The following is a 13,208-nucleotide window of genomic DNA, read 5'->3' as shown; positions in this document are numbered from 1 at the left end:
CTTGGCAACACACTTGGCCACGGAGGCCATTCCCCGCTACCTCATGTAGCACTTTTATGAACGGGAGTCGTCATGCATCGAGGCGCATGGCCAGTCCGCGCCGGGCCATGTGCTCCTTGGCTTCGCGGATGGTGAATTCCCCGAAATGGAAGATCGAGGCGGCAAGCACGGCCGTGGCGTGGCCGTCGCGGATACCGTCAACGAGATGGTCGAGATTGCCGACGCCGCCCGAGGCGATCACGGGGACGGCAACGCTGTCGGCGATCGCCCGGGTCAGCGGGATGTCGAATCCCTGCCTCGTGCCGTCGCGGTCCATCGACGTCAGCAGAATTTCACCGGCACCGAGCGAGACCACTTCCTGGGCATATTCGATCGCGTCGATGCCGGTCGAGTTGCGCCCGCCATGGGTGAAGATCTCCCAGCGGTCGCCGCCGGGGCGCTTGACGCGCTTGGCATCGATCGCAACCACCACGCATTGCTCGCCGAATTTTTCGGCCGCTTCCTTGACGAACTCGCGCCGGGATACCGCGGCGCTGTTGATCGAGACCTTGTCCGCACCGGCGCGCAGCAGCGTCTTGATGTCGTTGACCTCACGCACGCCGCCGCCGACGGTCACAGGCATGAAGCAGGCTTCCGCCGTGCGCCGGACCACGTCCAGCATGATGCCGCGGTTCTCATGGGTCGCGGTGATGTCGAGGAAAGTGAGCTCGTCAGCGCCGGCGGCGTCATAGGCGATGGCGGCTTCGACGGGGTCGCCGGCATCTCTGAGATCGACGAAGTTGACGCCCTTGACGACGCGGCCGTCCTTGACGTCGAGGCAGGGGATCACGCGCACCTTGAACATGTGTCAGCTCCTGCGCGCGTCGCGGATCAAGGTGAGGGCCGCAGCTGGATCGAGCCGGCCGTCATAGAGCGCCCGGCCGGCAATCGCGCCGGCGAGCTTCCTGGCGCGCGGCGTCAGCATGGCTTTCACATCTTCGATCGAGGCGAGGCCGCCGGAGGCGATCACGGGAATCGAGATGGCATCAGCCAGCGCAATGGTCGCATCGAGGTTCAGGCCCTTGAGCAGGCCGTCACGCGCGATGTCGGTGAAGATGATGGCGGCAACGCCGGCATCCTCGAAGCGCTTTGCGATCTCCAGCACGGTCACTTGCGAGGTTTCGGCCCAGCCTTCGACCGCGACCTTGCCGTCGCGGGCGTCGAGCCCGACCGCAACACGGCCGGGGAATTTCTTCGCGGCAGCCTTCACCAGCTCCGGATCGCGCACCGCGGCGGTGCCGATGATGACGCGGGTGATGCCCTTGTCGAGCCAGGCTTCGACGGTGGCGAGATCGCGAATGCCGCCGCCAAGCTGCACCGGAATCTTGATCGTCTTCAGCATCGCCTCGACGGCCTCGGCATTCACCGGCTTGCCGGCGAAGGCACCGTCGAGGTCGACGACGTGGAGATACTCAAAGCCCTGCTCGGCAAAGCTCTGCGCCTGCGCGGCAGGATTGAGGTTGAACACCGTCGCACGCGCCATGTCGCCTTGCTCGAGGCGCACGCATTGGCCGTTCTTGAGATCGATCGCGGGAAAGAGAATCATGATTGAGCCAGAATTTTTCCGCGCACAGGGTGCGCTCCCTCCCCCCTTGTGGGGGAGGGTTGGGGAGAGGGGTAAGCCACGGGCACCGCCGTTGCCGCTACCCCCCTCCCGAATGCTGCGCATTCGACCTCCCCCACAAGGGGGGAGGTAACAAGAGCGGTAGGCATCACGGTTTCCATCGCAAAAAGTTCGAGATCAGAGCGAGGCCAAAGCGCTGGCTCTTCTCGGGGTGGAATTGGGTGCCGATGGCGGTGTCCTTGCCGACGATCGCGGTGACAGGCCCGCCATAATCGGCGCGCGCGAGCACGTCCGCTTCGTTGGCGGCGTTGAGGTGGTAGGAGTGCACGAAATAAGCGTGCTGGCCCTTCGGACCGAGCGGCAGCTTGTTCAGCACCGGATGCTCCTGCAGCACGTCGAGCGTGTTCCAGCCCATGTGCGGGATCTTCAGGCATTCGTCGCGCGGCGTGATCTTCTCGACATCGCCGCCGATCCAGTTCAGGCCATCGGTCGTGACATGCTCCTTGCCACGGGTCGCCATCAACTGCATGCCGACGCAGATGCCGAAGAACGGCCGCGCCTTGACGCGCACCGCTTCGGTGATCGCCTCGACCATGCCGTTGACGGCGTCGAGCCCGCGCCGGCAATCGGCAAAGGCGCCGACGCCCGGCAGCACCAGACGGTCGGCCTCATAGGCCTGATCGGGATCACTGGTAACGAAGACCTTCTGCGGATTTTCGAGGCTGCGCGCGGCGCGCTCGAACGCCTTGGCGGCGGAATGCAGATTGCCGGAACCGTAATCGATGATGGCGACGCTCATCTTGACCCTCCCGGTTCTGGAAACAACCCGATGATGCCGCCGGCCGGAAGCGGCGGCGGATTCGAGAATTGCTGACCCGGCACGCTGCGGGTCGGCGGCGGGCCGCCGCGATCGACGGCCCATTGATCGTTGACGATGCCGTGCTGCTTCTGGCTCCAGCGCTCGAAGAAGCGGCGCTCGGCAGTGTCCTCGTCATCGCCAACCACCACGTCGAGCTGCCGCCACTTGCCGCGCGACAGCGTCCAGCGGCGCAGGCTCGAGGCCTCGAAGCCCATCAGAAGCGCGACGATGAGATCGGCGAAGAAGATCGAGCCGCGTCCGACGCCGAGGCTGGACAGTCCGGCGTTGAACGCCGCGACGAAAACCACCCAGCCGATCAGCGCCAGCCACAGCCGATTCCACAGCAGCCAGAACGGGCCGAGGATCATCGCCCAGAAATGGAATCCGTCGCGCACGAACACGAACTTGTCGGTCGCGCGCAGATCGGCTCCGGCAGGGGAGGGAGCATGAACTGTGTAGACAGGCATGGTAATGCCCCGTTCTTAAGGATTCAGTGATGCCGCAAGCGGCGCGTGCCGCTAGCCGAAAGAGGTCAGCCGCCGAGCGAGCCCTTGGTGGACGGGATTTCTCCCGCCGCTTTCGGATCGATCGCGACCGCGGTGCGCAGCGCCCGCGCCAGGCCCTTGAAGCAGGACTCGGCGATATGGTGGCTGTTATCGCCATATAGGGTCTCGACGTGGAGAGTCACGCCGGCGTTCATGGCGAAGGCCTGGAACCACTCGCGCACCAGCTCGGTGTCGAACTCGCCGATCTTGTCGCGGGGGAAGTCGGCCTTGAACACCAGGAACGGGCGGCCCGAGATGTCGATGACCACGCGCGACAGCGTCTCGTCCATCGGCATGTGCACGCCGGCATAGCGGGTGATGCCAGCCATGTTGCCGAGCGCCTGCTTGACCGCCTGGCCGAGCGCGATGCCGGTGTCTTCGGTGGTATGGTGGTAATCAATGTGCAAATCGCCCACCGCCTTGACCGTGAGGTCGATACGGGAATGGCGGGCGAGGAGATCGAGCATATGGTCGAAAAAGCCAATGCCGGTCGTGATGTTGGCCACGCCGGTGCCATCGAGGTTCACGGAGACCTCGATGTCGGTTTCCTTGGTCTTGCGCTTGATCGTCGCGGTGCGCATTGAAACTAGCTCTCATCCTGGCTCGGGGCCGAAAACGCCGGTCTTTTAACAGCCAAATGACGCCTTCGCTACCGCGGGATCGCCTTGGCAGGCCGGCACTTCCACCTATGGTGAGCGAAATTCGGCCCGGAACGGCCCGTTGTGCCCCCGCCCCCGACCGCCTAAATCAGGCCGAACAACGAGGATCATTCATGCAGGATTCCCAGAACAGCTCGCCAGGCTGGCACGGCACCACGATCTTGACCGTCCGCAAGGGCGGCAAGGTGGTGGTCGGCGGCGACGGCCAGGTCTCGATCGGCCAGACCGTGATCAAGTCCAACGCCAAGAAGGTCCGGAAACTGGGCAAGGGCGACGTGATCGGCGGCTTTGCCGGGGCCACCGCCGACGCCTTTACCCTGTTTGAGCGGCTGGAAGCCAAGCTCGAGCAATATCCGGGGCAGCTGACCCGGGCCGCGGTCGAGCTGGCCAAGGACTGGCGCACCGACCGTTATTTGCGGCGGCTGGAGGCCATGATGATCGTGGCCGACAAGGAAGTCTCCCTGGTGCTGACAGGCACCGGCGACGTGCTCGAACCCGAGGCCGGCGTGATGGCGATCGGCTCCGGCGGCAATTACGCGCTGGCGGCGGCACGGGCCCTGCTCGACACCGACAAGGACGCCGAGACCATCGTCCGCCGCTCCCTCGACATCGCCGCCGACATCTGCGTCTACACCAACCGGAATTTGACGATCGAGAGCCTGGCAGCGGGATAGGCCATGGCGCCTGCCTACACCTTCCGCCCGATGACCGCGGCCGATCTGCCGATGATCCGGCGCTGGCTGGACGCGCCGCATGTTGCCGAATGGTGGCATGATCCGGAGACGCTCGAGCTCGTCGGCGGCGACCTCGAGCATCCCGACTTGGCGCAGTTCATCGTCAGCCTTGACGGCCGGTCTTTCGCCTATCTGCAGTGCTACCAGATGAGCGATTGGCATGTCAGCTTCGGCCCGCAGCCCGTAGGGACCCGCGGCCTCGATCAGTTCATCGGCGAGGCCGACATGCTCGGATGCGGCCACGGCTCCGCTTTCATCCGCGCTTTCATCGACCAGCTCTTTGCCCGCGGCGTGCCGCGCATCGTGATCGACCCCAGCCCCGCCAATCCGCGCGCAATTCGTGCCTATGAGAAGGCTGGATTCGTGCCGCAGCACGAGATCGTTACGCCCGATGGTCCCGCCCTCCTGATGATCCGAGAGCCATGACGCTTGCCGCAACCACCACCGTCAAGACAGCGTTTCCGCCGCTCGCCTGGGCCGGCATCGCGCTGCTGCTGCTGGCGCTGCAGGCTGCGATCCTGTTCGCGATGGGGCGGGTGCCGATCTGCACCTGCGGCTATGTCAAGCTGTGGCACGGCGTGGTGAACAGCTCGGAGAACTCCCAGCACATCGCCGACTGGTACAGCTTCTCGCACGTCCTCCACGGCTTCCTGTTCTACGGCCTGACCTGGCTGCTGTTTGCGCGATTGCCCCTGCTGTCTCTGTCCTGGCCGGCCCGCCTCATCATCGCCATGCTGATCGAAGGCGCCTGGGAGATCGTCGAGAACTCGCCCTTCATCATCGAGCGCTACCGCGCCGGCACGATTTCGCTGGATTATTACGGCGACAGCATCGTCAATTCGGTCTCCGACAATCTGGCCATGATCCTGGGGTTCCTCGCTGCACGCGCGCTGCCTGTCAGTGCGACGGTTCTGCTCGGGCTCGCCTTCGAGATCATGCTGGCGCTGCACATTCGCGACAATCTGACGCTCAATATCCTGATGCTGATCCATCCGATCGAAGCCGTGAAGCAATGGCAATCGGGTCCGCCCATCATCTGAGCTAAAAAGCGACTTGTCCTTAACCGCCTCCCGCCCTAGCTAGACAGACATGACAGACTTCTCTCCCCGCGAAATCGTTTCCGAACTCGACCGCTTCATCGTCGGCCAGGCCGACGCCAAGCGCGCCGTCTCGATCGCGCTGCGCAACCGCTGGCGCCGGCAGCAGCTGGAAGGCTCCTTGCGCGAGGAGGTGCTGCCGAAGAACATTCTGATGATCGGCCCCACCGGCGTCGGCAAGACGGAAATCGCGCGGCGACTCGCCAAGCTGGCGAATGCGCCGTTCCTGAAGGTGGAAGCGACCAAATTCACCGAGGTCGGCTATGTCGGCCGCGACGTCGAGCAGATCGTGCGCGATCTCGTCGAGGTCGCGATCGCCCAGGTCCGCGAGAAGAAGCGCAAGGACGTGCACGCCCGCGCGCAGCTCGCCGCCGAGGAGCGCGTGCTCGACGCGCTGGTCGGCGCCAATGCCTCTTCCGCGACGCGTGAATCCTTCCGCAAGAAGCTGCGTGCCGGCGAGCTCAACGACAAGGAAATCGAGATCGAGACGCAAGGCGGCGGCAGCGGCATGCCGATGTTCGAGATCCCGGGCATGCCGGGCGCGCAGATGGGCGCGATCTCGATCGGCGACATCTTCGGCAAGCTGGGCGGGCGCAGCAAGACTCGGCGGCTGACGGTCGAGGGCTCGCACGAGATCCTCGTCAACGAGGAATCCGACAAGCTGCTGGACACCGATCAGCTGACGCTGGAGGCGATCAACGCGGTCGAGAACAACGGCATCGTGTTCCTCGACGAGATCGACAAGATCTGCGCGCGCGAAGGCCGTGCCGCCGGCGACGTCTCGCGCGAGGGCGTGCAGCGCGATCTGTTGCCCTTGATCGAGGGCACCACGGTCTCGACCAAGCACGGCGCGGTCAAGACCGACCACATCCTGTTCATCGCCTCCGGCGCCTTCCACGTCGCAAAGCCGTCGGACCTGCTGCCGGAATTGCAGGGCCGCCTGCCGATCCGCGTCGAATTGCAGGCGCTGACCCGCGACGACATGCGCCGCATCCTGACCGAGCCCGAGGCCTCGCTGATCAAGCAATATGTCGCCTTGATGCAGACCGAGGGCGTGACGCTCGACATCACCGACGGCGCCATCGACGCGCTCGCTGACGTCGCGGTCGCCGTCAACTCCACCGTCGAGAACATCGGCGCGCGCCGGCTGCAGACCGTGATGGAGCGGGTGCTGGACGAGATCTCCTTCACCGCGCCCGACCGCAGCGGCGAGACCGTCAAGGTGGATGCGGATTTCGTGCAGAAGCACGTGGGTGATCTCGCCAAGAACGCGGATTTGAGCCGGTTTATTTTGTAATTTGGATTCAGTCCGCTATCTATTCCGCTGTCGTCCCCGCCTAGTGCGCTATTGCGCACGGGCGCGGGGACCCATAACCACCAGCGGTCCTTGTTAGAAAAGATGGCGGCTCCAGCCTTGGCTCAAACAGCGTCCTGTGGTTATGGGTCCCGGGTCGCGCTTCGCTTGCCCGGGACGACAGCGGTGGTCGATCGCGCCAGCTCAGGTGCGGCGTGATCGCTCAAATTCAGAAAAATCCCTGGCGCCTTCTGCTCGTGGTCAACGCCGCCATCCTCGTCGGCGTGTTCGTTCACAAGATCCAGCTGCCGCCTTACGTCCCCTACATCCATCTCGTGGTCGACTACCATTTCGGCTTCATCAAGCGCGCGCTGATCGGGGCCATCGTCGCGCTGTTCACGGACAAGGTGCCGGTCTGGTCGGTGTTCGCGATCGGCGGGGTGACGTGGCTGGTGACGCTGGCCCTCTACGCAAGGCTGTTTCAGAAGAGCTTTGGCTTCACCGCAAAGACGTTGCCGCTGTTCGTCTTCGTCGCGGGCTCGCCGTTCTTCCTGAAAAATTTCATGCACACGCTCGGCCATTTCGACATCTATGGTTGTGCGCTGGCGATCGTCCTGCTGCTGATGCCGGCGGGATCGCTGCTGTTCGTGGCGACGGCTGCGCTGTTCGCGATCGTTCTCGTGCTGATCCACCACATTCACCTGCTGATGTATGTGCCGACGATCGTCACCATCGTCGTGATCAGGCACTATCTCGCTTGCGGGCTCAATCGCGGCAACGTCGCCTTCGGCATCGTCGCCCTGCTCATCGTCGCGGTGCTGTTCTTTGCGGCGCAATTTTTGGGAACGATGCCAATTCCCGAAGCGGATTTCGTCGCGTATCTGAAAACGCGGATGGCCGACCCGTCGCGAACCGACCTGCTGCAATTCGCTTACATCTGGTACCAGCCGCTGGCGAAGGAGGTCTCGGATACCTGGGGGCGCCTGCCGCACAACATCCTCGGCGTGCCCGTGTTCGCGCTGCTGATCTGGCTGCACACGCCGCTGTGGCGCTATTTTGCCAGGCTGATCGCCGCGCTCGCAAGCGAGACGCACCGCCGCCTCGTGCTCGCGGCGCTGACCGGCGTCAGCCTCGCCTATCTCGTGATGTTCGCGATGGTGTTCGACTATTCGCGCTGGATCTCGAACTGGGCGGTCTGCATGTTCCTGATCCTGCATGCCGTGAAGATGCTGCCGGCCGCGCGTGAGACAGCGCTGATCCCGACGGAGGATCGGAAGACCAACGTCTTCGGCCTGATCCTCACGCTGATCCCGCGCGTCGGAATCATCCGGCCGTTTTAGAATCTCGCCCGCCTGATCCGCACATACAGCGCGCCCTCGCCGCCATGGCCGATATGCGCCGTCTCGAAGCCGACGACGAAGGCGCGGAATTCCGGCAGGCTCAGCCATTCCGGCACCAGGCGGCGCAGCACGCCGCTTTCGCCGCCGCTGCGGCCCTTGCCGGTGATGACGAGCACGAAGGTCATGCCGTCGTGATGAGCGCGGTGCAGGAAGCCGGTCAGGGCGCGATGCGCGCGGGTCTGGGTCATGCCGTGCAGATCGAGCCGCGCCTCGATCTCGCTGCGGCCGCGCGACAGTTTTGTACGCTCGCGCTTGCCGAGCGGCGCCAGAGGCGGGACGGCCGGTTTTGCGGCGCGCGGCGCCGGTGCAGCAGCGACCGGCCGTGGCGATGACGCAGGCCGCGTGACCGGGGCTGCGGGCAAAGGCTCTGTGCGCGGAGCGGCATGCGCCTTCGCCGCGCGGTGCTTCCGCAGCGGCTTGACCTGCTTGGCAACGACCTCCCACAGCGCGCGCTCCTCCTCGCTCAGCGCGCGGCGGCGCGGCGAGGGGCGAGGCTCCAGCACGGGCGGACGGGACGATCGCTTCATTGCTGCCGATGGGGACGTTTCTTCGCCGGCCGCTGCGGTTCGGAAGCGGGCTCGATCACGGGACGCGGCGTGGGCAGCGGGACTGGACCCGCGATAGCGACCGTGTCGGTCTTGGCTTCCACAGGACCGGCGGCAGCAGCGGGCTTGGCCGTCACCTTCCCAGGATCGGTCTGCGGAAACAGCTTTGCGATCTTCTCCGAGGGCCGCGGATCGGGCACCGGCAGCCGCACAGCCCGCGCCGAGGGATCGAGGCCCTTCGGCACCAGCATCACGAAATGCATGGGATGGCGCAGCCGGCCGGAGACGCGGCCGGCCTCTTGGCCCGCGCCGAAAAACAGATCGGCGCGCGCGGGTCCGATGATGGCCGAGCCGGTGTCCTGCGCGATCATCAGCCGATGGAACGGTGTCTTGGAGCGCTCGGAATCGATCGGCAGCTCGCCCTCGATGAAGAACGGCGTGCCGTAGACATGCAGCGCCTTGTCGACCGCGATCGAGCGTCCCGCCGTTAGCGGAATGCCTTGTGCGCCCACCGCCTCGTCCTTGTCGGAGAGATTGATCTCGCGGAAGAAGATGTAGGCGCGGTTCGCGCGCCGCAGCTCCTTGGCGCCATCAGGGTTTTGCGTCATCCACTCCCTGATCTTCTGCATCGACATCTCTTCCTTCGGAATGATGCCGCGCTCGATCAGGATGCGCCCGACGGCGGTGTAGGGATAACCGTTATAAGCGTCGTAATTGAGCCGAACCGAGCTGCCGTCGTCGAACTTGATCCGCGCCGAACCCTGGATCTGCGCGAACAGCAGATCGGTCGGATCCTTCAGCCAGGCGATCTCGAGCCCGCGGCCCGCGATCTTGCCGTCCTCGATCTCGCCGCGGTCGTAATAGGGCACCAGCTTGCGGCGGCCGATCTTGCGATAGACCGGGCCCTTGTTGGGCAGGCTCACCGAATCCTGCTTGTAGCCGCGCACGAACAGATTCGACGGACGGCGGTAGACCGGAACATTGTAGACGTCGGTCTGGGTGCGCGATCCCTCCAACACCGGCTCGTAATAGCCGGTGACGAAACCGTCGGGCTCGCCGAGTCGCGAGATCCGCAGCGGCGCGAAGTTCTCCTCGAAGAAGGTCTTTGCCTTGGCGTCGTCGCTGAGATCGAGCGCTTTTGCCGACCGGCAAGGTTCGTTCAGCGAGCCTGCCAGCGCCTTCGGTTCAGTCGCGCCGGTTTGTGCATTGATCGTCTTGCAACTGGCGCGGAACGTCTTGTACGCCGCGAGATGATTGTCATCGCTCCAGCCTTTCACGTCCGCCCAGGCCAGCGGCAGATATTGCGCGCCCGGAATTTCGAACGGCAGCGGGAGCTGCGGATAGGGCAAGGCCCGCGGCGGAGCGGCAGGCAACGCTGGAGCATGATGGTGATGGCTGCGATAGTGGCGCCGCGCCGCCTCGGCGCCGAGCGAAAACGACGACAGCACGACGACACCTGCGCAAAGCGCCGTCGCGCCGGTCTTCAGATAGACCTTAATTCGCGCTTCCGGTGCCAACCAGCTTCCAGTTCGGATCGCGAGAGGTGACGTCGCGGGCGAAAGTCCAGATATCGGTGATGTCGGCGACCGTGTCGGCGCTGCCGTCGACGATGTTGCCGGCCTTGTCTCGGGTGGCCGAGATCATCTGCGAGACGAAGCGGATCGTGAGCTGGGCGGTACGGTCGCGCAGCTCGGCGCCGACGAGCTCGGCCTTGTCGATCGAGACGAAGCGGGTCTCGGTCTTCTGCTCGTTCTTCTCGCGTTCCTTGATCGCGGCCTCGAAGCTGTCATAGACGTCCGACGACAACAGGTCGCGCAGCGCGCGGCGGTCGCCATTGGCAAAGGCCAGCACGATCATCTCGTAGGCGCCGCGGGCGCCCGAGATGAAATGCCGCGGGTCGAAGGTGGAATCCTTTTCGACGATGGCATCGAGGCCCTGCGCCAGCGCGGTGCCCGGCTCGGTCAGGCCCTTCCAGCGATCGGAGGGTGGGGTCGGCTCGGCCGTCGGCGCCAGCGGGGCCTGGTCGATCACCTTGCCCGGCATGGTCACGACGTTGTTGTCCTGGGTACCCCCGAGCGCATTGCGCGCGGCAGTCCGATCGAACGGCGGCCGCTCGTTGCCGGTCCGCTGCCCGAGCACGCTGCGCAGCCGCAGAAAGATGAAGACCGCCAGCGCCAGGAAGATGATGGTGTAGATGTCCACGTCGGATTCGCTTTCTGGTCTTTGCTCTGGGTCTTTGCTTTGGGGTCGTCGCCGGGAAAATCAATCCGGCCAGTAGACCGTTCCATACGGGAACGGCAAGTCTACATCACCATTTTAGGTCCGCGTCAGGTCCGTGGGATGTAGGCACGAAATCTTGCCCGGCCAATGGCGCCTTTTGGCACAGCACCGAGTGTAGCGCGTTTTATGCTTAAGGGGAAACCCGATCCTGCCCGGAAATCGCGCATCTTCAATCATTTAAGGCGCAGATTTGCGGAAAAGGCAGGATGAACGCGGCAGTTGCGGCGCGGCCGGAATCCCGCCTCCGGGACCGTTCGTCCTTGTGGAACGAGGCGGCCCTATGTTAGCCAACCGCCGCGAAATTCAGCCCAAATCGGGTAAGGAGAGACTCTCATGACCAACGGTAACGGCACCCCTCCCGAGGCGGCCCAGGCTCCCCAGCTCAACGTGCTGGCGCAATATACCAAGGACCTTTCGTTCGAAAATCCGAACGCGCCCAGCTCGCTCCAGCAGCAGAGCCAGCCCCCCCAGATCAACATCCAGATCAATGTCAGCGCCAACAATCTCAGCGAACAGGAGTTCGAGGTGACGTTGTCGGTCGAAGGCAAGGCCGAGACCGCGGGCAAGATCATGTTCTCGTTCGAGCTCGCCTATGCCGGCGTGTTTCGCATCGCCAACGTGCCGAAGGAGAATCTGCATCCGCTGGTCATGATCGAGTGCCCGCGCCTGCTGTTCCCGTTCGCCCGCGAGATCATCGCGACCGCGGTGCGCGACGGCGGGTTCCCGCCCCTGATGCTGGATCCGGTCGACTTCGTCGGTCTCTACCGCCAGAACATGGAGCGGCAAATGGCCGCTCAGCCGAGCGGCCAGGCCTAACCAGCCGGAGGAGATGGAGCGGGCAAAAACTCGTTCCAGATCGCCTTGTCGCCGAGCGTTGCAATGAAGGCCTTGTGGGCCTCGCGCTCGGCATCGGAAACCCGCGGCGCGAGCGGCACCAGACGTTGCCGCCGCGGCGCATCGCCAGCCGCATTGACGCGAATCTCCTGAGCGTCCGACGCCAGGAGCAGCTGCGACTGCCGCGCCCCGACCAGATCGACATAGACCTCGGCCAGCAGCTCGGCGTCCAGCAGCGCGCCGTGCTTGGTGCGGTGTGAATTGTCGATCGCATAGCGCGAGCAGAGATCGTCGAGCCGGTTGGACACGCCGGGATGCTTGCGCCGCGCCAGCAGCAACGTATCGACCAGCCGCTCGCGCGGGATCGCCGCGCGCTTGATCTTGTCGAGCTCGGCATTGATGAAGCCGATGTCGAACGAGGCGTTGTGGATCACCAGCGGCGCATCGCCGATGAACTCCAGAAACGCATCGACGACCTCGTGGAACAGCGGCTTGGTCGACAGAAATTCGGCCGACAGCCCATGCACCGCAAAGGCTTCCGCCGGCATGTCCCGTTCAGGATTGATATAGACGTGGTACGTCTGCCCGGTCGGCATGCGATTGAGGATCTCGACACAGCCGATTTCGACCAGACGATCGCCGCGAAGCGGATCGAGGCCGGTGGTTTCGGTATCGAGAACGATTTCGCGCATGTCTTGAGATCAGTGGCGTGAGAGCAGCGTCTTGAGAGCCGTGTGCGGCGGCGAATCAGGCCCGCCGCTGCGGCATCTTAACGACCTCGGCCAGGATGTGGGCGATTTGCGCGCGCACCGGGTCAAGTCCATGTGACGTATCCACCACGAAATCGGCCCGCTTGCGCTTCTCCGCGTCCGGCGTCTGCTTGGCGATGATCGCGTCGAGCTTGGCCTCGTCCATCGTGCCGCGGGCCAGCACTCGCTCGCGCTGGAGTTCCGGCGAGGTCGAGACCACGACCACGGCGTCGACCCGCTTCTCGCCGCCGGTCTCGAACAGCAGCGGGATGTCCAGCACCACGACCGGCGCCTTGGCGGCTTCCGCCGCGGCGAAGAACTTTTGCCGGGACGCACCGAGCATCGGATGGACGATCTGCTCGAGCTGCTTGATTGCGGCCGGATCGTGCACGACGCGCGCCGACAGTTTTGGCCGGTCCACCTTGCCGTTCGCGGTGGTGCCGGGAAAAGCTGCCTCGATGGCGGGCGCCGCTTCCCCCTCATAGAGCTGATGCACGGCTGCATCGGCATCGTAGACGGGCACGCCGGCCTCCGCGAACAGTTTCGCGGTGGTGGATTTTCCCATCCCGATCGAGCCGGTCAGTCCCAGGATCCGCATCAGCGCTCAGC

Annotated in this window: 16 protein-coding genes; 6 read left to right on the top strand and 10 right to left on the bottom strand. The window is 64.6% G+C overall.

The window, feature by feature from the left end; all coding sequences use genetic code 11:
* Positions 1-70 precede the first annotated feature (70 nt).
* The 5 genes from hisF to hisB form a co-directional block, all read right to left on the bottom strand.
* Complete coding sequence (gene hisF / locus BM190_RS00410) at positions 71-844, bottom strand: imidazole glycerol phosphate synthase subunit HisF (protein ID WP_018323523.1); 774 nt, start codon at positions 842-844, stop codon at positions 71-73.
* A 3-nt stretch (positions 845-847) separates the two neighbouring features.
* Complete coding sequence (hisA, locus tag BM190_RS00405; protein ID WP_092251334.1) at positions 848-1,585, bottom strand: 1-(5-phosphoribosyl)-5-[(5-phosphoribosylamino)methylideneamino]imidazole-4-carboxamide isomerase; 738 nt, start codon at positions 1,583-1,585, stop codon at positions 848-850.
* Positions 1,586-1,751: 166 nt separating this feature from the next.
* Positions 1,752-2,402 carry an imidazole glycerol phosphate synthase subunit HisH gene (gene hisH, locus BM190_RS00400; protein WP_092251333.1) on the bottom strand — a complete coding sequence of 217 codons (651 nt, stop codon included), beginning with the start codon at positions 2,400-2,402 and terminating at the stop codon, positions 1,752-1,754.
* Entirely contained in the window at positions 2,399-2,929 is a 531-nt protein-coding gene (locus BM190_RS00395) for a DUF2628 domain-containing protein (RefSeq protein WP_018323526.1), read from the bottom strand. Before BM190_RS00395 ends, hisH begins: the two co-directional genes overlap by 4 nt.
* 65 nt (positions 2,930-2,994) lie before the next feature.
* On the bottom strand, positions 2,995-3,588 hold the full coding sequence (gene hisB / locus BM190_RS00390) for an imidazoleglycerol-phosphate dehydratase HisB (RefSeq protein ID WP_092251332.1): 594 nt from the start codon (positions 3,586-3,588) through the stop codon (positions 2,995-2,997).
* A 191-nt stretch (positions 3,589-3,779) separates the two neighbouring features.
* Here hisB and hslV point away from each other — a divergent pair, with 191 nt between their 5' ends.
* The 5 genes from hslV to BM190_RS00365 all read left to right on the top strand — a co-directional run bounded on the left by hslV (position 3,780) and on the right by BM190_RS00365 (position 8,131).
* A complete protein-coding gene (gene hslV, locus BM190_RS00385) occupies positions 3,780-4,340 on the top strand; it encodes an ATP-dependent protease subunit HslV (protein WP_092251331.1) in 561 nt (186 codons plus the stop codon).
* Between the two features lie 3 nt (positions 4,341-4,343).
* Positions 4,344-4,826: a GNAT family N-acetyltransferase gene (locus BM190_RS00380; RefSeq protein ID WP_092251330.1), complete on the top strand. Its 483-nt coding sequence runs from the start codon at positions 4,344-4,346 to the stop codon at positions 4,824-4,826.
* A complete protein-coding gene (locus BM190_RS00375) occupies positions 4,823-5,440 on the top strand; it encodes a DUF2585 domain-containing protein (protein WP_092251329.1) in 618 nt (205 codons plus the stop codon). Before BM190_RS00380 ends, BM190_RS00375 begins: the two co-directional genes overlap by 4 nt.
* A gap of 49 nt (positions 5,441-5,489) precedes the next feature.
* A complete protein-coding gene (gene hslU / locus BM190_RS00370) occupies positions 5,490-6,794 on the top strand; it encodes an ATP-dependent protease ATPase subunit HslU (RefSeq protein WP_092251328.1) in 1,305 nt (434 codons plus the stop codon).
* A 212-nt stretch (positions 6,795-7,006) separates the two neighbouring features.
* Positions 7,007-8,131, top strand: coding sequence for a hypothetical protein (locus tag BM190_RS00365; protein WP_092251327.1), 1,125 nt, complete (start codon positions 7,007-7,009; stop codon positions 8,129-8,131).
* Here BM190_RS00365 and BM190_RS00360 read toward each other — a convergent pair.
* From BM190_RS00360 to BM190_RS00350, 3 genes are read right to left on the bottom strand one after another with little or no spacing between them, the layout of a single operon-like run.
* The gene (locus tag BM190_RS00360) at positions 8,128-8,718 is read right to left on the bottom strand and encodes a Smr/MutS family protein (protein ID WP_092251326.1); all 591 of its coding nucleotides are present in this window, start codon (positions 8,716-8,718) and stop codon (positions 8,128-8,130) included. The two genes, BM190_RS00365 and BM190_RS00360, sit on opposite strands and share 4 nt — an antisense overlap.
* A complete protein-coding gene (gene mltA, locus BM190_RS00355; RefSeq protein ID WP_177236835.1) occupies positions 8,715-10,253 on the bottom strand; it encodes a murein transglycosylase A in 1,539 nt (512 codons plus the stop codon). The genes BM190_RS00360 and mltA overlap by 4 nt, the downstream gene beginning before the upstream one ends.
* Positions 10,231-10,938 carry a Tim44/TimA family putative adaptor protein gene (locus tag BM190_RS00350; protein WP_092251324.1) on the bottom strand — a complete coding sequence of 236 codons (708 nt, stop codon included), beginning with the start codon at positions 10,936-10,938 and terminating at the stop codon, positions 10,231-10,233. The genes mltA and BM190_RS00350 overlap by 23 nt, the downstream gene beginning before the upstream one ends.
* A 411-nt stretch (positions 10,939-11,349) precedes the next feature.
* Between BM190_RS00350 and secB the strand changes: the two genes are divergently transcribed.
* Positions 11,350-11,832, top strand: a complete 483-nt coding sequence (gene secB / locus BM190_RS00345; protein ID WP_018323536.1) for a protein-export chaperone SecB — start codon at positions 11,350-11,352, stop codon at positions 11,830-11,832.
* On the opposite strand, the gene dnaQ is transcribed toward secB, so the two are convergent.
* Positions 11,829-12,542: a DNA polymerase III subunit epsilon gene (gene dnaQ, locus BM190_RS00340; RefSeq protein ID WP_092251323.1), complete on the bottom strand. Its 714-nt coding sequence runs from the start codon at positions 12,540-12,542 to the stop codon at positions 11,829-11,831. The genes secB and dnaQ overlap by 4 nt on opposite strands.
* A gap of 55 nt (positions 12,543-12,597) precedes the next feature.
* Positions 12,598-13,197 carry a dephospho-CoA kinase gene (gene coaE / locus BM190_RS00335; RefSeq protein WP_018323538.1) on the bottom strand — a complete coding sequence of 200 codons (600 nt, stop codon included), beginning with the start codon at positions 13,195-13,197 and terminating at the stop codon, positions 12,598-12,600.
* Positions 13,198-13,208 lie beyond the last annotated feature (11 nt).

The organism is Bradyrhizobium sp. Rc3b, assembly GCF_900114915.1.
GTDB lineage: Bacteria > Pseudomonadota > Alphaproteobacteria > Rhizobiales > Xanthobacteraceae > Bradyrhizobium.
Note: the sequence above shows the minus strand (reverse complement) of the source record. Positions and strands in the feature narration are given on the sequence as shown.